18 protein-coding genes are annotated in these 20,436 nt (G+C 44.4%); 7 read left to right on the top strand and 11 right to left on the bottom strand.

Annotated features, from left to right (window positions below; all coding sequences use genetic code 11):
- Window positions 1–2 precede the first annotated feature (2 nt).
- From sucA to sdhC, 5 genes are all read right to left on the bottom strand, one after another.
- On the bottom strand, window positions 3–2,828 hold the full coding sequence (gene sucA, locus FR741_RS11060) for a 2-oxoglutarate dehydrogenase E1 component (RefSeq protein WP_167426804.1): 2,826 nt from the start codon (window positions 2,826–2,828) through the stop codon (window positions 3–5).
- Window positions 2,829–2,998: 170 nt separating this feature from the next.
- Window positions 2,999–3,709 (bottom strand): succinate dehydrogenase iron-sulfur subunit, encoded by a 711-nt coding sequence (locus FR741_RS11065; protein ID WP_005382174.1) that lies wholly within the window; start codon window positions 3,707–3,709, stop codon window positions 2,999–3,001.
- A gap of 15 nt (window positions 3,710–3,724) precedes the next feature.
- Window positions 3,725–5,491 carry a succinate dehydrogenase flavoprotein subunit gene (gene sdhA, locus FR741_RS11070; RefSeq protein WP_005393016.1) on the bottom strand — a complete coding sequence of 589 codons (1,767 nt, stop codon included), beginning with the start codon at window positions 5,489–5,491 and terminating at the stop codon, window positions 3,725–3,727.
- Window positions 5,492–5,836, bottom strand: a complete 345-nt coding sequence (sdhD, locus tag FR741_RS11075; protein WP_005382169.1) for a succinate dehydrogenase, hydrophobic membrane anchor protein — start codon at window positions 5,834–5,836, stop codon at window positions 5,492–5,494.
- Entirely contained in the window at window positions 5,830–6,222 is a 393-nt protein-coding gene (sdhC, locus tag FR741_RS11080; protein ID WP_017634811.1) for a succinate dehydrogenase cytochrome b556 subunit, read from the bottom strand. The genes sdhD and sdhC overlap by 7 nt, the downstream gene beginning before the upstream one ends.
- Before the next feature lie 396 nt (window positions 6,223–6,618).
- Here sdhC and FR741_RS11085 point away from each other — a divergent pair, with 396 nt between their 5' ends.
- A complete protein-coding gene (locus FR741_RS11085; protein ID WP_005382163.1) occupies window positions 6,619–7,908 on the top strand; it encodes a citrate synthase in 1,290 nt (429 codons plus the stop codon).
- Window positions 7,909–7,992: 84 nt separating this feature from the next.
- Here the strand turns inward: FR741_RS11085 and FR741_RS11090 are convergent, their stop codons facing one another.
- Entirely contained in the window at window positions 7,993–8,751 is a 759-nt protein-coding gene (locus FR741_RS11090) for a Nif3-like dinuclear metal center hexameric protein (RefSeq protein WP_104971392.1), read from the bottom strand.
- Between the two features lie 231 nt (window positions 8,752–8,982).
- On the opposite strand from FR741_RS11090, the gene FR741_RS11095 reads away from it, so the two are divergent.
- Complete coding sequence (locus FR741_RS11095) at window positions 8,983–9,756, top strand: DUF1853 family protein (protein ID WP_167426805.1); 774 nt, start codon at window positions 8,983–8,985, stop codon at window positions 9,754–9,756.
- 62 nt (window positions 9,757–9,818) lie between these two features.
- Here the strand turns inward: FR741_RS11095 and pgm are convergent, their stop codons facing one another.
- Window positions 9,819–11,465, bottom strand: a complete 1,647-nt coding sequence (gene pgm, locus FR741_RS11100) for a phosphoglucomutase (alpha-D-glucose-1,6-bisphosphate-dependent) (RefSeq protein ID WP_167426806.1) — start codon at window positions 11,463–11,465, stop codon at window positions 9,819–9,821.
- Window positions 11,466–11,557: 92 nt separating this feature from the next.
- Entirely contained in the window at window positions 11,558–12,100 is a 543-nt protein-coding gene (seqA, locus tag FR741_RS11105) for a replication initiation negative regulator SeqA (RefSeq protein ID WP_005393026.1), read from the bottom strand.
- A 92-nt stretch (window positions 12,101–12,192) separates the two neighbouring features.
- Here seqA and FR741_RS11110 point away from each other — a divergent pair, with 92 nt between their 5' ends.
- The 3 genes from FR741_RS11110 (at window position 12,193) to fldA (ending at window position 13,876) form a co-directional block, all read left to right on the top strand.
- Window positions 12,193–12,960, top strand: coding sequence for an alpha/beta fold hydrolase (locus FR741_RS11110; RefSeq protein WP_012842048.1), 768 nt, complete (start codon window positions 12,193–12,195; stop codon window positions 12,958–12,960).
- A 112-nt stretch (window positions 12,961–13,072) separates the two neighbouring features.
- On the top strand, window positions 13,073–13,294 hold the full coding sequence (locus FR741_RS11115) for a DUF2788 domain-containing protein (RefSeq protein WP_005393038.1): 222 nt from the start codon (window positions 13,073–13,075) through the stop codon (window positions 13,292–13,294).
- Between the two features lie 48 nt (window positions 13,295–13,342).
- Window positions 13,343–13,876 (top strand): flavodoxin FldA, encoded by a 534-nt coding sequence (fldA, locus tag FR741_RS11120; protein ID WP_005393040.1) that lies wholly within the window; start codon window positions 13,343–13,345, stop codon window positions 13,874–13,876.
- Window positions 13,877–13,926: 50 nt separating this feature from the next.
- On the opposite strand, the gene FR741_RS11125 is transcribed toward fldA, so the two are convergent.
- Window positions 13,927–14,430: a DUF4442 domain-containing protein gene (locus FR741_RS11125; RefSeq protein WP_047009532.1), complete on the bottom strand. Its 504-nt coding sequence runs from the start codon at window positions 14,428–14,430 to the stop codon at window positions 13,927–13,929.
- A 200-nt stretch (window positions 14,431–14,630) separates the two neighbouring features.
- Here FR741_RS11125 and fcrX point away from each other — a divergent pair, with 200 nt between their 5' ends.
- Window positions 14,631–15,080: a ferric iron uptake transcriptional regulator FcrX gene (gene fcrX / locus FR741_RS11130; protein ID WP_005382141.1), complete on the top strand. Its 450-nt coding sequence runs from the start codon at window positions 14,631–14,633 to the stop codon at window positions 15,078–15,080.
- A 289-nt stretch (window positions 15,081–15,369) separates the two neighbouring features.
- On the opposite strand, the gene glnS is transcribed toward fcrX, so the two are convergent.
- Window positions 15,370–17,040 carry a glutamine--tRNA ligase gene (gene glnS / locus FR741_RS11135; protein WP_047009533.1) on the bottom strand — a complete coding sequence of 557 codons (1,671 nt, stop codon included), beginning with the start codon at window positions 17,038–17,040 and terminating at the stop codon, window positions 15,370–15,372.
- Window positions 17,041–17,316: 276 nt separating this feature from the next.
- Complete coding sequence (gene nagE, locus FR741_RS11140) at window positions 17,317–18,810, bottom strand: N-acetylglucosamine-specific PTS transporter subunit IIBC (RefSeq protein WP_167426807.1); 1,494 nt, start codon at window positions 18,808–18,810, stop codon at window positions 17,317–17,319.
- 489 nt (window positions 18,811–19,299) lie between these two features.
- Here nagE and nagA point away from each other — a divergent pair, with 489 nt between their 5' ends.
- The gene (gene nagA / locus FR741_RS11145; protein ID WP_047009534.1) at window positions 19,300–20,436 is read left to right on the top strand and encodes an N-acetylglucosamine-6-phosphate deacetylase; all 1,137 of its coding nucleotides are present in this window, start codon (window positions 19,300–19,302) and stop codon (window positions 20,434–20,436) included.

The following is a 20,436-nucleotide window of genomic DNA, read 5'->3' on the forward strand; positions in this document are numbered from 1 at the left end:
TCTTAATTCGAAGTTTTTGAGTTCACGTTCAGAGCGTCTTCAACCAACGCTTTTTGTTGTTTCAAGTGCACCGACATGTAGCCAACTGCTGGCGAAGCAGAAGCTGGGCGACCTGCGTATTTAAGATCTGCACCTGCAGGAATAGCGGCACGGAAGTTGTGTTGGCTACAGTACCAAGCACCTTGGTTCTGAGGCTCTTCCTGACACCACACGAAGTCTTCAACGTTAGTGTATTGAGCAATCGCTGTTTGTACTTCTTCCATCGGGAATGGATAAAGCTGCTCGATACGCACGATAGCAACATCGTCTTGCTCGTTGTTACGGCGCTGCTCCAGTAGGTCAAAATAAACCTTACCTGAACAGAACACGACGCGTTTTACTTTGCTTGGGTCTAAATCATCTACTTCTGGAATTGCAGATTGGAATGTACCGTCCGCTAAGTCTTCAATTGTCGAAGTACATAGAGGATGGCGCAGCAAAGATTTTGGCGACATAACAATCAGAGGTCGACGCATTGGGCGTACAACTTGACGACGAATCATGTGGTATACCTGAGCCGGTGTTGAAGGAACTACAACCTGCATATTTTGCTCAGCACACAACTGAAGGTAACGCTCTAGACGTGCAGAGGAGTGCTCAGGGCCTTGACCTTCGTAACCGTGAGGTAGAAGCATTGTGAGACCACACAAGCGTGCCCATTTCTGCTCACCTGACGAGATGAATTGGTCAATCACAACCTGCGCGCCGTTGGCAAAGTCACCAAACTGCGCTTCCCAGATAGTCAAACCACCTGGCTCTGCTGTTGCGTAACCGTATTCAAATGCCAATACCGCTTCTTCTGACAGTACTGAGTCAAACACTTGGAATGGCCCCTGATTGTCATGAATATTCGCTAATGGAATGTACGTACTTGCATCTGTTTGGTTATGAAGAACCGAGTGACGGTGGAAGAAAGTACCACGACCCGAATCCTGACCAGAAAGGCGAATACGCTTACCATCATCAACTAATGTTGCATACGCCAATGTTTCGGCCATACCCCAGTCGATTGCTTTTTCACCGGTCATCATTGCTAGGCGATCGCTGTAAAGCTTATTAACACGGCTTTGCAGTTTATGGCTTTCTGGATACTGACAAAGACGATTACCCAACTCGATAAGACGCGTCTTGTCATATTTTGAATCCCACTCCATATCCCATTCATGCCCTAAGTAAGGGGACCAGTCTACAGAGTGCAACGCCATTGGACGCCATTCTTTAACCACCACTTCACCGCGGTCTAATGCGTCGCGGTACTCATTGACTAACTGAGTCGCTGTCTCGATATCTGATTCGTTTTTATCGATCAGAATATCCGCATACAATTTGCGTGGTGTAGGGTGTTTTTTGATTTTTTGGTACATCAAAGGCTGAGTCGCGTTTGGCTCATCGGCCTCGTTGTGACCGTGGCGACGGTAACACACCAAATCAATCACGACATCGCGCTTGAACTCGTTGCGGTAATCCAAAGCAATACGAGTAACAAAAGCAACCGCTTCTGGGTCATCGGCATTCACGTGGAAAATTGGCGCCTGAACCATCTTCGCGATATCTGTACAGTACATCGTTGAACGCGTGTCACGAGGGTTAGACGTCGTAAAGCCAACTTGGTTGTTAATAACGATACGCACCGTACCACCGACTTGGAAACCACGAGCCAGTGACATGTTGAACGTTTCGGCAACCACACCCTGACCAGCGATTGCAGAGTCACCGTGGATAGTGATAGGAAGCACTTTGCTACCTTGATTATCACCCAAGCGATCTTGACGTGCTCGCACCGACCCCATGACTACTGGGTTGACGATTTCTAGATGCGATGGGTTAAATGCAAGAGCTAAGTGAACATCACCACCTGGGGTAGCAAAGTCGGCAGAGAAGCCTTGGTGATATTTCACATCACCCGTACCCCAAGTTTCGTCGTGTTTACCGGCAAACTCATCGAACAGATCTTGAGGCTTCTTACCAAGCACGTTCACCAGCATGTTCAAACGACCACGGTGAGCCATACCGATAACCACTTCACGCATCCCACTAGTTCCCGCGTGACGGATCAACTCTTTCGTCATCGGAATCAGTGCGTCACCACCTTCTAGAGAGAAACGTTTTGCACCTGGGAATTTCGCCCCGAGGTAACGCTCCAAACCTTCAGCGGCTGTTAGCTCTTCTAGGAATGTGCGCTTCTCATCTTTGTTGAATGATGGCTGGCCTACGACAGACTCAAGACGTTGTTGGATCCAACGTTTTTGCTCTGTGTCAGTCATGTGCATGTATTCAGCACCGATGGAACCGCAGTAAGTTTTGTTGAGGGCTTCATAGATGTCTTTCAATTTCATGGTTTCTTGCCCAACAGCAAAAGAACCTACGTTGAAAGTTTCTTCGAAGTCATCTTCGGTAAGATTATGAAAAGCAGGGTCTAACTCCGCCACAGTTGGGCGTTGCCATAGACCTAGTGGGTCTAATTCTGCAGCTTCATGTCCGCGGAAACGGTATGCGTTGATTAGCTGTAGAACTTTTACTTGTTTTGCATCGACATCTGGGTCACTAACTTGGACATTGTAATGCTTTGTTTCTCTAGCGAGTCGACGGAAGTAGTCACGGACACGTGAATGTGGTTGTTCTGCCACTTCTTCTGACGGCTTAGGTAAGCCTTCAAAAACACGTTTCCACTCCTCACTTACCAGATCGGGATCACTTAGATACAGTTCGTAGAGGTCCTCTACATACGTTGCATTGGCGCCAGCCAAGTGTGAAGACTCGAGCCATGCCTTCATCACGCCGTTGTGCATATTTTCCCTTAACCAGTAGTTTTCACGTTTGCTTCGGTCTTTGCCGAGCTATAAGAGCCGACCAGAACTAGTCGGCAATTTTTGTATTCTTTACTCGAAATATTCTTGAAGCAGTGAAGCGGTCATATCGGGTGATCCGCAACACTGCGACATTCCTAAGAGCGAGTAAATTAAACCGAGCGATTAACCAGCATCGACTTAATATGGCCGATGGCTTTCGTCGGATTTAATCCCTTAGGACAAACACTTACACAATTCATGATGCCATGGCAACGAAAAACGCTAAATGCATCATCAAGATCAGACAAACGTTCATCTGTTGCCGTATCGCGGCTATCAATTAGCCAACGGTACGCCGCAAGAAGACCAGCTGGACCGATGAATTTGTCAGGGTTCCACCAGAATGATGGGCAAGACGTTGTACAACATGCACACATGATACATTCGTACAATCCATCTAAATGCGCACGATCATCAGGCGATTGTAGGTTCTCGCGTGATGGTGGTAATGCACCATCATCAATCAAGAATGGTTTAACTTTCGCATAGTTATCATAGAACTGCGTCATGTCAACGATAAGATCGCGCACGACAGGTAACCCTGGCAGTGGACGAATAACTATCTTATCGCCTTGTAGAGCAGATAACGGTGTGATACACGCTAGACCATTTTTACCATTCATGTTCAAACCATCAGAACCACATACCCCTTCACGGCATGAGCGACGGAACGCGATGCTTGGATCTTGCTCTTTTAGCAGAATCAATGCATCAAGCACCATCATGTCTGAGCCTTCGTCTACCTCAAGGGTATACTCTTTCATGTAAGGCTTGGTATCCACATCCGGATTGTAACGGTATAAAGAGAAGTTCAATTTCATAGTCGTATCCTCCCTTTAGTATGTACGTACTTTCGGTGGGAAAGCTTCACGATGCGTTGGCGTCATGTTCACATCACGCTTAGTCATCGCTTCTGTTTCCGGGTTGTAGATAGAGTGACATAGCCAGTTCTCATCATCACGCTCAGGGAAATCGAAACGAGCATGTGCGCCACGGCTTTCAGTACGGTAGTTCGCCGCTACGGCTGTAGAGAATGCTGTTTCCATCAAGTTGTCTAGCTCTAGACACTCAATACGTTGCGTGTTGAATTCTGAAGACTTGTCCGCTAGATGTGCATCTTTCAGACGTTCGCGAATCACTTTCAACTCTTCTAGGCCCGTTGCCATTGCATCGCCTTCACGGAATACCGAGAAGCTGTTTTGCATGCAAGCTTGTAGGTCTTTACGGATTTGAACTGGATCTTCACCGCCAGTACTATTTTCCCAACGCATTGTACGCGCTAGAGATGCTTCAATATCAGATTCAGTTGCAGGACGTGCCTCAGCTTGCGCTGCGAGCGTTTCGCCAAGGTGCAAGCCAGTCGCGCGACCAAATACAACTAAGTCTAGTAATGAGTTACCGCCTAGACGGTTTGCTCCGTGTACTGATACAGAAGCAATCTCACCACATGCATATAGACCTTGTACTTCCATCTCGCTGCCGTCAGCCTTTTGCTTGATTGCTTGGCCAGACACTTGAGTCGGTACACCACCCATCATGTAGTGACAGGTTGGAATCACTGGAATTGGCTCTTTCACTGGATCAACGTGCGCGAAAGTACGAGACAGCTCACAGATACCAGGCAGACGTGACTCAAGCACTTCTTTACCAAGGTGATCCAACTTCAGCTTAATGTGTGGACCCCAAGGACCATCACAACCACGGCCTTCACGAATTTCGATCATCATTGAACGTGCAACTACGTCACGACCAGCAAGGTCTTTCGCGTTAGGAGCATAGCGCTCCATGAAGCGTTCGCCATCTTTATTTAGAAGGTAACCACCTTCACCACGACAACCTTCTGTTACAAGAACACCTGCACCAGCGATACCCGTTGGGTGGAACTGCCACATTTCCATGTCTTGCATAGGTACACCCGCACGCAATGCCATACCTACACCGTCACCAGTGTTGATGTGTGCGTTAGTGGTCGACGCGTAAATACGACCTGCACCACCTGTTGCTAGAATCGTTGCTTTTGATTTGAAGTAACAGATTTCGCCTGTTTCCATACAAATCGCAGTACAGCCCATTACGGCGCCGTCTTGGTTTTTCACCAAGTCTAATGCATACCATTCCGAGAAAATGGTGGTTTTGTGTTTCACATTTTGTTGGTAAAGCGTATGCAGAAGCGCGTGACCTGTACGGTCCGCAGCAGCTGCTGTACGTGCAGCTTGCTCACCACCAAATTCTTTTGACTGACCACCGAATGGACGTTGGTAGATAGTACCGTTATCAAAACGAGAGAATGGAAGACCCATTTTTTCTAGTTCGATAACGGACTCAGGGCCATTTTTACACATGTATTCAATCGCGTTCTGGTCACCGATGTAATCGGAACCTTTAACGGTATCGTACATGTGCCATTGCCAATCGTCTTTGTGCGAGTTACCCAGAGCAACGGTAATACCGCCCTGTGCAGACACAGTATGAGAACGTGTTGGAAATACTTTTGACAACAAAGCACATGATAGGCCTTGTTCTGAAATTTGTAGTGCAGCGCGCATACCTGCACCACCAGCGCCGATTACTACGGCGTCAAACTCACGAACTGGAATAGACACTTACGCACCCCACAGAATAAATAGACCAGAGAAGACATAGCCGAATAGCACGGCAATAACACCAAGTTGCAGTGCGCCACGCAGTTTCGCGCACTTAATGTAATCCGTTAATACCTGCCATAAACCGACCCATGCGTGGATCAGGATCGAGACAAGTGCCAACATGGTGAATACTTTAGTGAAGGTACCACCAAAGAATTGGGTCCAAGATGCGTAAGAGATATCTGAAAATGCACAGAAGCTAATCAGATAAATCGTGTATAGCGTCATAATGATTGCAGTTGCACGAATTAGTAGGAAATCGTGTACACCATTACGACCAAATGAAGATACGTGTTTTACCATACCAAGATCCCCGCCAATAATGATAATACTGCTGTTGCACCAAACGCGACTTTAGCGCTCATCGTGCCAGAATCTAGCTCTTCAAAGTGACCTAGATCCATCAACAAGTGACGGATACCACCTGCAATGTGGTAGGCAAGTGCAGTAAGAATTCCCCACAGGATGAATTTTACGAAGAAGCTATCGACGATGTCAGCGGCTTCCATAAAACCCATTGGGGATGACAGAGAAATGGACAGTAACCACAGTAGTATACCCACCGCAACAAACGTAATTACCCCAGACACACGGTGTAGGATGGATGCGATTGCTGTGATAGGAAAGTGGATGGTCTGTAAATCTAAATTAACAGGTCTTGACTTTCTTTCTTTCACGGGCTTGCTCACTCAGCTCCATTGAGCATTTATTGTTATAACCAATTTCAGCTTCCAAACGTACAAAAGTTAACATCTATTTAACAAATATCACGGGTAACCACCCAGATAATTGTAAACAACTTGTTAACAATCGGAGTCCAGCAACAAACCTCACTCTTTGTTTCTAGCCCCGAATTTATAAGGATTTAACTAAAATTTTCTTAGCCAATATACGGCGAGCAACATTCTAATACAATTGGTGTAACAAATTATGCTACATAGAACAGATTTTTAACGATTTTCATGAGAAAAATCATAACAAGTGCACACAAAGATGGAGAAAAATTGACTTTAAGCTTTAACAACAGTACAAAAATGGCACATAAACATCCTGGACGGATTAAATAATAAACAAAGGAGATTGTTATGGCGGATAAGAAAGCGACCCTTCATGTTGAAGGTCAAGCGCCAATCGAACTGCCAATTATGGACGGTACGCTAGGTACACCTGTAATTGACGTTCGTAAGCTGGGAGCCAATGGTTACTTTACTTTTGACCCAGGTTTTCTTGCCACTGCATCTTGTGAATCATCAATCACGTACATCGATGGCGGCAAAGGTATTCTTTTGCACCGCGGTTTCCCGATTGATCAATTAGCCAATAACGCAGATTACTTAGAAGTATGTTACATCCTTCTTTATGGTGAAGCCCCTACCCGAGAACAATACGAGCAATTCAAGACGACCGTAACGCGTCATACTATGGTCCACGAACAAATCGCAAGCTTTTTCCATGGCTTCCGACGTGATGCTCACCCAATGGCAGTAATGTGTGGTGTAGTCGGTGCACTTGCAGCCTTCTACCACGACTCTCTTGACATCAACAACGACGAGCACCGCGAGATCGCGGCGTACCGTCTGCTATCGAAGATGCCGACACTGGCTGCAATGTGTTACAAATACTCTATCGGTCAGCCATTTATCTACCCACGCAATGATTTGAGCTACGCAGAAAACTTCCTACACATGATGTTCGCAAACCCTTGCGAAGAGTATGAAGTAAACCCTGTCGTTGCTCGTGCAATGGATAAAATCTTCACGCTACACGCGGATCACGAACAGAATGCGTCGACGTCAACTGTACGTCTAGCTGGCTCTTCTGGTGCTAACCCATTTGCATGTATTGCCGCTGGTATTGCATCACTTTGGGGACCTGCTCACGGTGGTGCAAACGAAGCGTGCTTGAGAATGCTAGAAGAGATTGGCAGCGTCGATAACATCCCTGAGTATGTAGACCGCGCGAAAGACAAAGATGACCCATTCCGCTTAATGGGCTTTGGTCACCGCGTTTATAAAAACTACGATCCACGTGCGACAGTAATGCGCGAAACGTGTCATGAAGTTCTCAAAGAGCTAAACATTCAAGACCCTCTACTAGATGTAGCAATGGAACTTGAGCGCATTGCGCTTTCTGATGAGTACTTCGTTTCTAAGAAGCTGTACCCGAACGTAGACTTCTACTCAGGTATCATTCTTAAAGCGATTGGTATTCCAGTTTCTATGTTTACGGTTATCTTCGCGATTTCTCGTACCATCGGCTGGATTGCTCACTGGAACGAAATGCACAGCGATCCACTGAACCGCATCGGTCGTCCTCGTCAGCTATACACTGGTGAGACACAGCGTGAGTTTTCTCCACTTCACGAACGTGAATGATCTTTTTAGTTAGAAGATAAAAGGGTTGAGATTTTGTCTCAACCCTTTTTTCTTTTCAGCGTTTCACATTATGAATAGCAAACACTAAACCGGATTATCAATATCGATAAACTCCACATGTAGGCCATACTCATCCGCTAGCCATTTTCCTAAAGCCTGAACACCATAACGCTCAGTAGCATGATGACCTGCAGCAAAGTAATGAATATCCATTTCACGAGCGGTATAAGTGGTACGCTCTGAAATTTCTCCAGAGATAAATGCATCCAGCCCGTGTTGTACAGCAAGTTCAATAAAATCCTGCCCTCCACCAGTGCACCAACCGACCGTCTCAATCATCTTATCGGTATTCTCTGGAGCAATATGCAGTGGTTGTCTATCAAGAGCTTGATTGATCTTGCTCGCAAACTCAGCACCAGACATCGGTTTTTTCAAGCGTCCAAACATGGCTACTGATTGAGGGTGTCCTTCAAGCCCACCTTCTACTTCGATTTCAAGTAAGCGAGCTAATTCGGCGTTGTTGCCTAGCTCTGGGTGAATATCCAGAGGAAGGTGATAACCATATAAGTTGATATCGTTTTTGATCAGACTACGAATTCGTTTACCTTTCATACCACGAATTGGCTCAGGTTCACCTTTCCAAAAATAACCGTGATGAACGAGTAATGCGTCTGCATTAAGCTCAATCGCTTTATCGATTAAGGCTTGAGAGGCAGTTACGCCAGTGATAATACGCTTTACGGCTGGCGTCCCTTCTACCTGTAACCCGTTTGGTGCGTAATCTTTAATTAACTGCGGTGACAGTTTGTCATTAAGAATCTGTTCTAGCTTTAAGTTATTCATTATTACTTCCAATTTCTAGCGATGTAAACCTAAATAACCTCTCGATGAAATCAGACCGAGAGTGTGCAACCTAGTTGATACAACAACGTTTTGACATCTGGCACCTTGATATCATTTAGGTACTTAAAGTGTATCTCGAACCCTAATATCGATGCTAGCCACCCTACCCTCAAAAGCAAATTTAGTTACAATAACAAAGCTTGTCGCCTCACCATACATATAGGGATACGGATGAACCAACTGCAACGCTTTTACCAATGGATCGCCACTTCACCTCCTCTTTTCAAGTTACGCCCTCCGTTTACAACCTTAGAGGATCTTACGGTAACGCCTTTAAATAACGCTGAGCAATACAATGGTAATCCAAGATTGGGCTTTTTATATCAACACTTATGCACTGCAGTTCTCTCTAGTTCAGAACGATATCAGGTTATCGCGGAAGAGGTTCAGTTAAACGACATCGAAGGTAAGACTATTGGTGCTATCGACTTGGTGTTGCGGAATACAGAATCAAATCAAATAGAACACTGGGAAGTAGCGATTAAGTTTTATCTTCTTTATAACGGCGTTTGGTATGGTCCGAATGCTCACGACCAGCTGCATACAAAACTGAATAGAATGCTTACTCATCAGTTGAAAATGAGCGATCGCCCGGAATTTCAAAAAATAATTCCGTTAAACGACGCTCCACAAGAACGTCTATTGATACAAGGACGACTCTATATTAATCCGTTTACTCCAGAGCCAACTCCTAGCGAGTGCTTGGGTTATGAACTAAATCCAAGTCAGATTAGTGGTTACTGGTGCTACCAGAGCCAATGGGAGTTAATCGGTAAGCCACTTTATCATTTACACAAACCATGCTGGGCGATTGGTACGGACGATTTATCTCAACCCATTGAAAAGCCTTCAGACCGATTTGTACATGCACAAACGGAGGACGGTCAATTCTGGTTTGTGGTACCGGATTCCTGGCCCGGAAACAACTCAGTTCAGGAATCTTAAAACGCAAAAGGGTTGATGCTTGCACATCAACCCTTTGTTTTCTAAATCGACTATTGAATGGTTTACAGGCCGGCAGCTGCAAACACTTGATTAACGATCTCTTGTGCTTCTGCTTCGATTTGTTTTAGGTGCTCTTCACCTTTGAAGCTTTCACAGTAAATCTTGTAGATGTCCTCTGTGCCTGATGGACGAGCAGCAAACCAGCCGTTGGCAGTCGTTACTTTTAGACCACCGATTGCAGCACCATTACCAGGCGCATGCGTGAGACGAGCCGTAATTGGATCACCCGCTAATGTTTCAGCCGCGACCATTTCTGGTGACAACTTCTTCAGTACGTCTTTTTGAGGGCCATTCGCTACAGCTTGAATACGGTTGTATTTCGACTCACCGTGTTTCGCCGCTAGCTGTTCATAGTAGTCTTGTGGGTTCTTACCCGTTACCGCAGTGATCTCTGCCGCTAGAAGACATAACAAGATGCCGTCTTTGTCTGTTGACCAAGGCGTACCATCTTTACGAAGAAAAGATGCCCCGGCACTTTCTTCGCCACCGAAGCCGAATTTACCAGTGTACAGACCATCAACAAACCATTTAAAGCCTACTGGTACTTCACATAGCTCACGACCTAGATCCGCAACAACACGGTCAATCAGTGCACTTGATACTAGTGTTTTACCAACAGCTACATCTTTACCCCATGCCTCACGATGGCGGTATAGGTAGTCGATACAAACGGCTAAGAAGTGGTTCGGGTTCATCAAACCTTTTGGCGTAACGATACCGTGACGGTCGTAGTCAGGATCGTTACCAAATGCTAAATCGTATTCGTCTTTCAGTGCCAATAGACCCGCCATTGCGTAAGGAGAAGAACAGTCCATACGTACAACGCCGTCTTTATCGAGAGACATGAATTGGAAAGAAGGATCAATCGCTTCACTTACTAGCGTTAGGTCTAGGTTGTATGCCTGACCAATTTGACGCCAGTAATCGATGCCGCTGCCACCCAATGGATCTACACCAATCTTCAGATTTGCTTTTTGGATTGCTTCCATATCGATAACGTTCACCAGATCATCGATATAGGGTTTAACCAAGTCCATCTCCACAAACAGATCCGATGCTTTTGCTTCTGCTAGTGGTAAGCGTTTAACACCTTGTAAACCTTCGGCAATCAGTGCGTTCGCACGATCTTCGATAGCTTGAGTCAACTCAGCTTCTGCTGGACCACCGTGAGTCGGATTGTATTTGATACCGCCGTCTTGTGGTGGGTTATGAGACGGTGTAATCACAATACCGTCTGCTTTTTCATCGTGCTTGATGTTGTAAGTCAGAATTGCGTGCGAGATACCTGGTGTTGGCGTGTAGCCGTTATCCTGCTGTACGATGACTTTTACGCCATTCGCAATCAAAACTTCAATCACGCTAGAAAATGCAGGTTCAGACAAAGCATGCGTGTCTTTACCGACAAACAAAGGACCTGTGGTCCCTTGCTGGGCACGAACTTCTGCAACCGCTTGAGCAATAGCCAAAATGTGGTTTTCGTTAAATGTATGCTTATCAGCGGTACCACGGTGACCTGATGTGCCGAATTGAACCTTGTGATCGGGGTTCTTAGCATCAGGTTGAAGCAAGAAGTAATTGGCAACAAGTGCCGGAATATTATGAAGATCTTCCTGCTGCGCTTTTTGCCCAGCACGAGGGTGCATAGCCATGTTTGACATCCTTTCTTTAAATACAAATAAAATTAAAAAAGCCTCATAATATCCGCTAACTGCGACACATTATGAGGCTTCTATCAGGTTTCTTAGATTGAACCTGTTACTTTTTCTATTAAGTCAGGTTGGTACCCCATGTGTGTCATCACTTGTTCAACCATCTGTCTTTTACGACTGGTATTGTTGTTCGTGATAACCCAAAACGGTGTGCCAGGAATGGCTTTTGGCTTGGTCGTGTTGCCATTTGCCAACAAGGTTTCTTCATTATCTGCAAAGTACACGCGTTTACGCCCCTTTACATTCGTAGCCTGCGCGAAACCTTCTGGATTTAATTTATGTAAGGTCGATAGTACTAACATAAAGCGATCAATCGCTTTTTTTAGACCGGCAAACTCATCAGAAATAAGCAGCGAACGCATTTCTTTCACTACATCAACAGATTCCGTTTTACCCGCATCTTTACTTACTACAATCCCTTGTGGCTTCTCTACTACAGGCGCGGCTTCAGCTTCCTGCAACTGACCATCAAGGTTTAAAAGGCGTCGCAAAATATCCGAGGCGCTTTCACCGATATGCTTAGTTTGGCTAGCAATGTAACGGTATAGATCCTCATCAACCTCAATTGTTTTCATTCGCTTTTCACATTCTCAATGTTTAAACTCTGGGGGATTATAACGAGATCCTCTCGGATACTCCACGTTAAACCCATCACGAATAAGATAAAATGTCAGCATTACTCAACTATAAGCAGGAAGGCCAAGGCCAAACAGTTGTTTTGATTCACGGATTGTTTGGTAGTTTAAGTAATCTGGGTCTACTAGCCCGCGATCTTATTAAAGATCACACGGTGATCAGTATTGATCTGAGAAATCACGGCCTCTCTTTTCACTCAAACATTCATAATTACGCCGACATGGCAAAAGATGTGGCACAACTCCTACAACACTTAAATGTAGATCCATCTATTATTATTGGGCATTCAATGGGTGGAAAGGTCGCGATGACACTGGTGGACATTGCTCCAGAGCTCGTCAAACAGTTGGTTGTGCTCGACATGGCACCTGTCGCCTACACAGCAAACCGTCACGACAATGTGTTTAATGGTTTACACGCCGTAATTAACGAAAAGCCAGCAAGCCGTCAACAAGCGATGGATATCCTAGCTCAACATGTTGAGATCGACGGTGTAAGACAATTTCTCTCTAAGTCACTATACAAAAATGGCGATAAAATGGACTGGCGGTTTAACGTACCGAGCCTTTTTGAGAATTACGCACAAATTATCGGCTGGCAGGAAATTGCCCCAACAGACATACCCACTCTGTTTGTTAAAGGTGGTGATTCCGATTACTTAATGCCAGAGCACCAACCTGCGGTGCAAAAACAGTTCAAACAAGCAAAAGCACATATTATCGCTAATACTGGCCACTGGCTTCACGCCGAAAAACCGGCTGAAGTAATGAGAGTCATTCGGAAATACATTTCGAGTTAACAAATTCGAAAAGCAACAATAGATTATTGAAATAACCCTTCTTGTAGTGCATTAACTTTACCGTTTAACAGTGGTATAGTGCGCCCAAGATTTTTCGGCATGAAGGGCTAAAATGCTTTACGACTATATGGATATGCTCGAGTCTATTGGGCTCGATCTTCTTTTTGCTGCTATCTTCTTTTTCATCGGGATGGCGATAAAAGATGTGCTAAAGCAAGGCAATGTACCTGTTTTTGGTCGTCGTATTGTGTGGTTAGTCCTTTTCCTAGGCTGTGCTGGCTTTATTGCAAAAGGTGTAATTCAGCTAACTTGGGAAGGCTCTGGGTTAGGTTAAACCCTTAGTACCATCGCCAATAACAAACAATGTAAAGGTATAGACTCTATGGCAAGTGTAGGTATCTTCTTCGGTAGCGACACAGGTAATACTGAAGCCGTTGCAAAGATGATTCAAAAGCAACTAGGTAAGCATCTAGTTCACGTTCAAGACATCGCGAAAAGCAGCAAAGAAGACATTGATAACTTCGATCTTCTTCTTCTAGGTATCCCAACTTGGTACTACGGCGAAGCACAATGTGATTGGGATGATTTCTTCCCTGAACTTGAGCAAATCGACTTCTCTACTAAGCTAGTGGCTATCTTTGGCTGTGGCGACCAAGAGGACTACGCAGAGTACTTCTGTGACGCGATGGGCACAGTACGTGATATCGTTGAGTCTAAAGGTGGCACAATTCTTGGCCATACTTCAACAGAAGGCTACGAATTTGAAGCGTCTAAAGCACTTGTTGAAGGCGACGACAGCCAATTCGTAGGTCTATGTATCGATGAAGACCGTCAACCGGAACTGACTGACGAACGTGTTGAGAACTGGGTTAAACAGATTTACGAAGAAATGTGTTTAGCTGAGCTTGAAGGCTAAATAAATCGAATTATACAAAGACCTCCGATTGGAGGTCTTTTTGTATATTTTCACAAAGCATCGGTGAGCACTTCCTCTTCGCGATACTGAGGTTTCTTTCTTACATAAAGCTTGCGTTGAACCTCTGAAACCACATTCCCCTGCTTATCTTTTACATGGGTAATAAATTCAGGAAAACACTTTTCTCCATTCCGTGTCATTTGATAAATGTTTTCTAGCATCCCTTCAGTAACTTCGAATTCTGCATATAAATCACTTTGCCCTGGCTTAATAAAGTTAATACTCGCCTCTTTATCCCACACGTAATACTCCTCGCGTAGAATCCCCATCAGCATCAACGAGTAAATGGGATCAGTTAAAGAGAAAATACTGCCACCATACTGAGTACGATTGGCGTTTTTATTCCACCAGCGAAGCTTCAAACGCACCTTCACGGTACGAAAGTCTTCAGAAATATGTAAGATTTTAATACCAGCGCCCCAAAAAGGTGGCCAAATATTGAGTGCGAATTTTACAATTCCTGGTTTGTATATCTTCGCAAGTCGCTTATTCATCGCAGTCCGTGCCCTCTCCAAGCTCAATGTTACATAATTGTAACTGGTCAGATCTGTAATATAATCGACCTGTTTCTAATTTACAAAAAGATTCTATTAACCCTTTGAAGTTCGTGGTTTAATGTTCTGAGCGCTTATCCTATAATGGTAGGAAGATTGAATTCTGTTAAATCGCTGCAGATGATCCAACGGGAAAGTATATGTCAGATAATAATCAGGCGCTGAAGGATGCGGGTTTAAAAGTAACCCTTCCAAGGCTAAAAATTCTAGAAGTACTTCAGCAGCCAGACTGCCAGCACATCAGTGCTGAAGATTTGTACAAAAAGTTGATTGATCTAGGTGAAGAGATTGGCCTAGCAACTGTTTACCGAGTTCTAAACCAATTCGATGATGCTGGTATTGTAACTCGTCACCACTTTGAAGGTGGTAAGTCAGTCTTCGAATTATCGACTCAACATCACCACGACCATCTAGTGTGCCTAGACTGTGGTGAGGTAATTGAATTTTCTGACGATCTTATTGAAGAACGTCAAAAAGAGATTGCAGCTAAGTACAATGTCACGCTAACAAACCACAGCTTATACTTGTACGGCAAGTGCAGTGATGGTGGTTGTAAAGACAATCCAGATGCACACAAACCAAAAAAATAACGGTTTGTTGATTTAAAATAAACGTCAGCTCATGCTGGCGTTTTTTGTTTCTGAGGGCGATATCTTTCAATAGCTGAATTGCCGTACCAACTTTTGTAAAGCGTCGATTAGACTTACCAATTCAAACCTTAATAAACATGATTGTTTTGCCTCCAAACCGAACATTTATCAAACGTCCCTCGTTCTTAAGCAACTCCCTACACTACCTATAACCGCCGCATTACGATAATGAGAATAAAAAAATGCCAGCATTTGCTGGCATTTTTATCGGTTTTTGCATTAATCGAGATTATTGGTTCTCAATTTTTGCCCAAGTATCACGTAGACCAACCGTGCGGTTGAATACTAGTTTATCTGCTGAAGAATCTTTCGAGTCTGCGCAGAAGTAACCCATACGCTCAAACTGGTAGCCTTTTTCTGCTACTGCAGACGCTAAGCTAGGCTCTACAAAACCATTGATCACAACTAATGATTCAGGGTTGATTGTAGAAGCAAAGTCTTCTGCTGCACCCGGGTTTGGAACCGTAAATAGACGATCGTACAGACGGATTTCCGCTGGTAATGCTTTATCAGCTGATACCCAATGAATCACACCTTTTACTTTACGGCCATCAGCCGGGTTCTTACCTAGTGTGTCTGCATCGTAAGAACAGAAGATAGTCGTGATGTTGCCTTCGGCATCTTTTTCAACACGCTCTGCTTTGATCACGTAAGCACCACGTAAGCGAACTTCTTTACCTAGCACTAAACGCTTGTACTTTTTGTTCGCCTCTTCACGGAAGTCTTCACGCTCAATCCACAACTCACGAGTGAATGGTACTTCACGCACACCCATCTCTGGTTTGTTTGGGTGATTAGCAACCGTCAAGTTTTCTACTGCACCTTCTTCAAAGTTTTCGATAACAACTTTAACAGGATCCAGCACAGCCATTGCACGCGGAGCGTTCTCGTTTAGGTCATCACGAATACAAGATTCTAATGAGCTAAACTCGATCATATTTTCTTGCTTCGTTACACCAATACGCTTACAGAACTCACGGATAGATGCTGGCGTGAAGCCACGACGACGCAGACCTGAGACTGTTGGCATACGTGGGTCATCCCAACCGTTAACCAGTTTTTCAGTGACGAGTTGATTAAGCTTACGCTTAGACATCACCGTGTATTCAAGGTTTAGGCGACTAAACTCGTACTGATGTGGACGGCTTTCGATCGTGATGTTGTCCAGAACCCAGTCGTACAGACGACGGTTATCCATAAACTCAAGCGTACAGATAGAGTGTGTAATGCCTTCTAATGCATCAGAGATACAGTGCGTGAAGTCGTACATTGGGTAAATGCACCACTTATCACCAGTTTGGTGGTGCGTAGCAAAACGCACACGGTATAAAACTGGATCGCGCATAACCATGAATGAAGAACCCATGTCAATCTTGGCACGAAGACACGCTTTACCTTCTTCAAATTCACCAGCGCGCATTTTTTCAAATAACGCTAAGTTCTCTTCAACAGAACGGTCACGGTATGGGCTTGGTTTACCTGGCGCCTTTAGCGTGCCACGGTATTCACGAATCTGCTCTGGACTTAGCTCATCTACATACGCTAAGCCTTTGTTAATCAATTCAATTGCATATTCGTAAAGCTTATCGAAGTAGTTTGATGAGTAACATACTTCACCACTCCACTCAAAGCCCAACCAGTTTACATCTTTCTTGATAGACTCAACGTATTCGATGTCTTCTTTTTCAGGGTTCGTATCGTCGAAACGTAGATTACATTGACCCTGGTAGTCCTGAGCAATACCGAAGTTCAAACAGATAGACTTAGCATGACCGATATGCAGGTAGCCATTTGGCTCCGGCGGGAATCGAGTATGCACGCTAGTGTGTTTACCATCCGCTAGATCTTTATCAATGATCTGGCGAATAAAGTTTGATGGACGAGCATCAGCTTCACTCATCTATAGCACCTCAAAAATATTAGTATTGTCAGAGAAAACGGAACTCTGCATCCAAGTATGGTTTTGCAGAGTACATTGTTTCTAATGATCCACAATTCTAAGCAATTAGACAACAAGAACTCGCGCTAAAACGACAATATTTATCGAGTTAGTGCGAAAGCACAGCAGATTCAAAGGGCCTAAACGAAAAAAGGCCTCCTGCGGAGGCCTTTTGCGATGTTGTAGTATCAATTGTTTGCAATACCAATAACAAACAATCACACCACTATTAAACAGTTAAGCTGGTAGCTGAACACCACTTAAGTCTTCATCTTTAGATACATTCTTCATCTCACCAGCAACAATCTCTGCTAGTGGACCAAGAATAACTTGTAGGTTGTTTGTACCTAGCTTCACAACTCCCATAGCTCCAAGATCTTTCAGAGTTTTCTCATTGATAACGCTCATATCTTTCACAGAAAGGCGCAAACGAGTAATACAGGCATCGATAGAACTTAGGTTGTCATGACCGCCAAGTGCCTTCAAGTACTGACGAGCAAGCTCTGAAGAATTGCTTGATCCAGCCACGTTAGATGAAGATTCTTCATCATCTTCACGTCCCGGTGTTTTAAGGCCAAACTTAACAATCACGGTACGGAACACGAAGTAGTAAACCGCAAAGAAACCAAGACCTTGTACAATGAGCATGTACCAGTTTACCGCTAGCGGGTTACGAGTCGACAATACTAAGTCGACTAAACCAGCAGAGAAACCGAAACCTGCAATCCACTGCATTGATGCCGCGATATAAACTGATAGACCAGTCATCGCTGCGTGAAGAACGTACAGTCCTGGAGCAAGGAACATGAATGCAAATTCAAGTGGTTCTGTTACACCTGTAAAGAATGAAGCAAACGCAGCCGCAATCATGATAGATGCCACTTTCTCTTTATTCTTTGATTTCGCAGTATGGTACATCGCTAGAGCAGCGCCTGGTAAACCAAACATCATGATTGGGAAGAAGCCCGCTTGGTACATCCCCGTAACACCTACCGTTGCCGTGCCTTCAGCTAATGATTTCGCACCGCCAAGGAAGTTTGGAATGTCATTGATACCAGCAACATCAAACCAGAACACTGAGTTTAGTGCATGGTGCAGACCAACAGGAATTAGAAGACGGTTGAAGAATGCGTAAACACCTGCACCTGCTTCACCCATACCTTGAATGCTTTCGCCAAAACTTACCAGACCACCGTATACTGATGGCCAAACGTACATCAGGATGAACGCAATAACGATACCGGCAAAAGACGTTAGGATAGGTACAAGACGCTTACCAGAGAAAAACGCCAGTGCTTTGTGCAGCTCTACGTGAGAAAAACGGTTGTACAACTCAGCAGAAACAATACCAACCAAGATACCTACGAACTGGTTATTGATTTTACCAAATGCAGCAGGTACTTCACTTGGGTCAATGCCTTGAATTTGTGATACTGCACCAGGGGCCAAAAGCGTTGTGACAACTAAGAAGCCCACGAAACCTGAAAGTGCAGCGGCGCCATCTTTGTCTTTAGACATTCCGTAAGCAACACCAACAGCGAACAATACTGACATGTTGTCAATGATCGCTGCACCAGCTTTAATAAGAAATGCAGCAAGTGCACTGTTTGCGCCCCAGCCATTTGGGTCGATCCAGTAGCCAATACCCATGAGTATTGCTGCTGCAGGAAGTGTGGCAACCGGCACCATAAGCGCCTTACCCACCTTCTGGAAGTATCCGAGAATATTCACCTTAAGTTCCCCCTATAGGATTAGATGTTATGTTGAATGACTTATTTCAGTCGTCCAATTTAGTCATCCTCAGTTTATGACATTAATTTTGCTCCGCAAATTAAAAGCTCACCGTTTGTGATCATAATCACCACAATTTGCCCTTTCGGAAGGTTTTTGCTAGCGAGATCATAAAACTTATTTTATTATACGAAAAAATGGCGTTTTAAAGATAATATTCTCGCACTTTATGCAAGGCAGAATCAGTGTTATTTTGGTATCTAGGCGGGTAAATCACTGTAACTTTGCTCTGAAAAAGAATCATAAAAAACCATACAATTATTACTTTTCAGTTAGTTACTATGACAATAACATCGATAAAACGCGACTTGCTGTATGTGACTCGTTATCTAATTCAGTGATACAAACTAAGTACCCATATGACTAAAGCAGTCTCCACTTAGGTAACGATATAGAAATTGAATTCTCATCTATAAGGACTAGCTGACTATGTACGCGCTAAGTAACTGTAAAATTTATACCGGTAGTGATGTTCTTACCGATCATGCGGTCATCATCGAAAACGACCTTATTCAATCTATTGTGCCGGTTGCAGAGCTACCTCAGGGCATCGAAGTGAAAGACCTCGCAGGCGCAAACCTAAGTCCGGGCTTTATCGACCTGCAACTGAATGGCTGTGGCGGTGTAATGCTAAACGATGCAATCACACCGGAAACCATGCAAATCATGCACGAAGCAAACCTCAAGTCCGGCTGTACTAGCTTCTTACCAACGCTCATTACTTCATCAGACGAAGATATGCGAACTGCAATTTCTGCCGCTCGTGAATATCATAACCAATATCAAAACCAATCACTTGGTCTACACCTAGAAGGCCCTTATCTTAACGTCGCGAAAAAAGGTATCCACAACGTCGATTTTATTCGCCCGTCAGATGAAAGCATGATTGATCTGATCTGCGCAAACGCCGACATCATCGCTAAAGTAACGCTTGCACCAGAGCAAAACGATCCAGAGCATATTGCACGATTAAAAGCAGCCGGCATCGTAGTTTCTATTGGTCATACAAATGCGACCTACGCCGAAGCGCGTAAAGGCTTTGAAGCAGGTATTACTTTTGCCACACACCTATTTAATGCGATGACACCTATGGTTGGTCGTGAACCTGGAGTTGTTGGTGCAATTTATGATACGCCTGACGTTTATGCTGGCATTATTGCTGATGGTTTCCACGTAGACTACGCAAACATCCGAATTGCTCATAAAATCAAAGGTGAAAAGCTTGTTTTGGTGACGGATGCCACAGCTCCAGCAGGTGCTAACATTGATCACTTTATTTTTGTCGGTAAGAAAGTATATTACCGAGATGGTAAGTGTGTTGATGAAAACGGCACACTAGGCGGCTCAGCTTTGACAATGATAGAAGCAGTTCAGAATTCAGTTGAGCACGCGGGGATCGCTTTAGACGAAGCTCTACGAATGGCCACGTTATACCCAGCAACTGCAATTGGTGTTGAGGATCGCCTTGGCCGAGTTCGAAAAGGGATGGTTGCAAACCTAACCATTTTCGATCGTGACTTCAAAGTAAAAGCGACGGTTGTTAACGGACAATACGAGCAAAATTAA

Origin of the sequence: Vibrio diabolicus, assembly GCF_011801455.1 — a bacterium.
GTDB lineage: Bacteria > Pseudomonadota > Gammaproteobacteria > Enterobacterales > Vibrionaceae > Vibrio > Vibrio diabolicus.

Excerpts from the sequence above, each read along its gene's own strand:
- FR741_RS11085 (WP_005382163.1), top strand. The coding sequence starts at position 6,619 with ATGGCGGATAAGAAAGCGACCCTTCATGTTGAAGGTCAAGCGCCAATC.
- pgm (WP_167426806.1), bottom strand. The coding sequence starts at position 11,465 with ATGGCTATGCACCCTCGTGCTGGGCAAAAAGCGCAGCAGGAAGATCTT.
- sdhD (WP_005382169.1), bottom strand. The coding sequence starts at position 5,836 with ATGGTAAAACACGTATCTTCATTTGGTCGTAATGGTGTACACGATTTC.
- sucA (WP_167426804.1), bottom strand. The coding sequence starts at position 2,828 with ATGCACAACGGCGTGATGAAGGCATGGCTCGAGTCTTCACACTTGGCT.
- FR741_RS11115 (WP_005393038.1), top strand. The coding sequence starts at position 13,073 with ATGCTTTACGACTATATGGATATGCTCGAGTCTATTGGGCTCGATCTT.
- FR741_RS11095 (WP_167426805.1), top strand. The coding sequence starts at position 8,983 with ATGAACCAACTGCAACGCTTTTACCAATGGATCGCCACTTCACCTCCT.
- FR741_RS11065 (WP_005382174.1), bottom strand. The coding sequence starts at position 3,709 with ATGAAATTGAACTTCTCTTTATACCGTTACAATCCGGATGTGGATACC.
- nagA (WP_047009534.1), top strand. The coding sequence starts at position 19,300 with ATGTACGCGCTAAGTAACTGTAAAATTTATACCGGTAGTGATGTTCTT.
- seqA (WP_005393026.1), bottom strand. The coding sequence starts at position 12,100 with ATGAAAACAATTGAGGTTGATGAGGATCTATACCGTTACATTGCTAGC.
- FR741_RS11090 (WP_104971392.1), bottom strand. The coding sequence starts at position 8,751 with ATGAATAACTTAAAGCTAGAACAGATTCTTAATGACAAACTGTCACCG.
- FR741_RS11110 (WP_012842048.1), top strand. The coding sequence starts at position 12,193 with ATGTCAGCATTACTCAACTATAAGCAGGAAGGCCAAGGCCAAACAGTT.
- fcrX (WP_005382141.1), top strand. The coding sequence starts at position 14,631 with ATGTCAGATAATAATCAGGCGCTGAAGGATGCGGGTTTAAAAGTAACC.
- fldA (WP_005393040.1), top strand. The coding sequence starts at position 13,343 with ATGGCAAGTGTAGGTATCTTCTTCGGTAGCGACACAGGTAATACTGAA.
- FR741_RS11125 (WP_047009532.1), bottom strand. The coding sequence starts at position 14,430 with ATGAATAAGCGACTTGCGAAGATATACAAACCAGGAATTGTAAAATTC.
- glnS (WP_047009533.1), bottom strand. The coding sequence starts at position 17,040 with ATGAGTGAAGCTGATGCTCGTCCATCAAACTTTATTCGCCAGATCATT.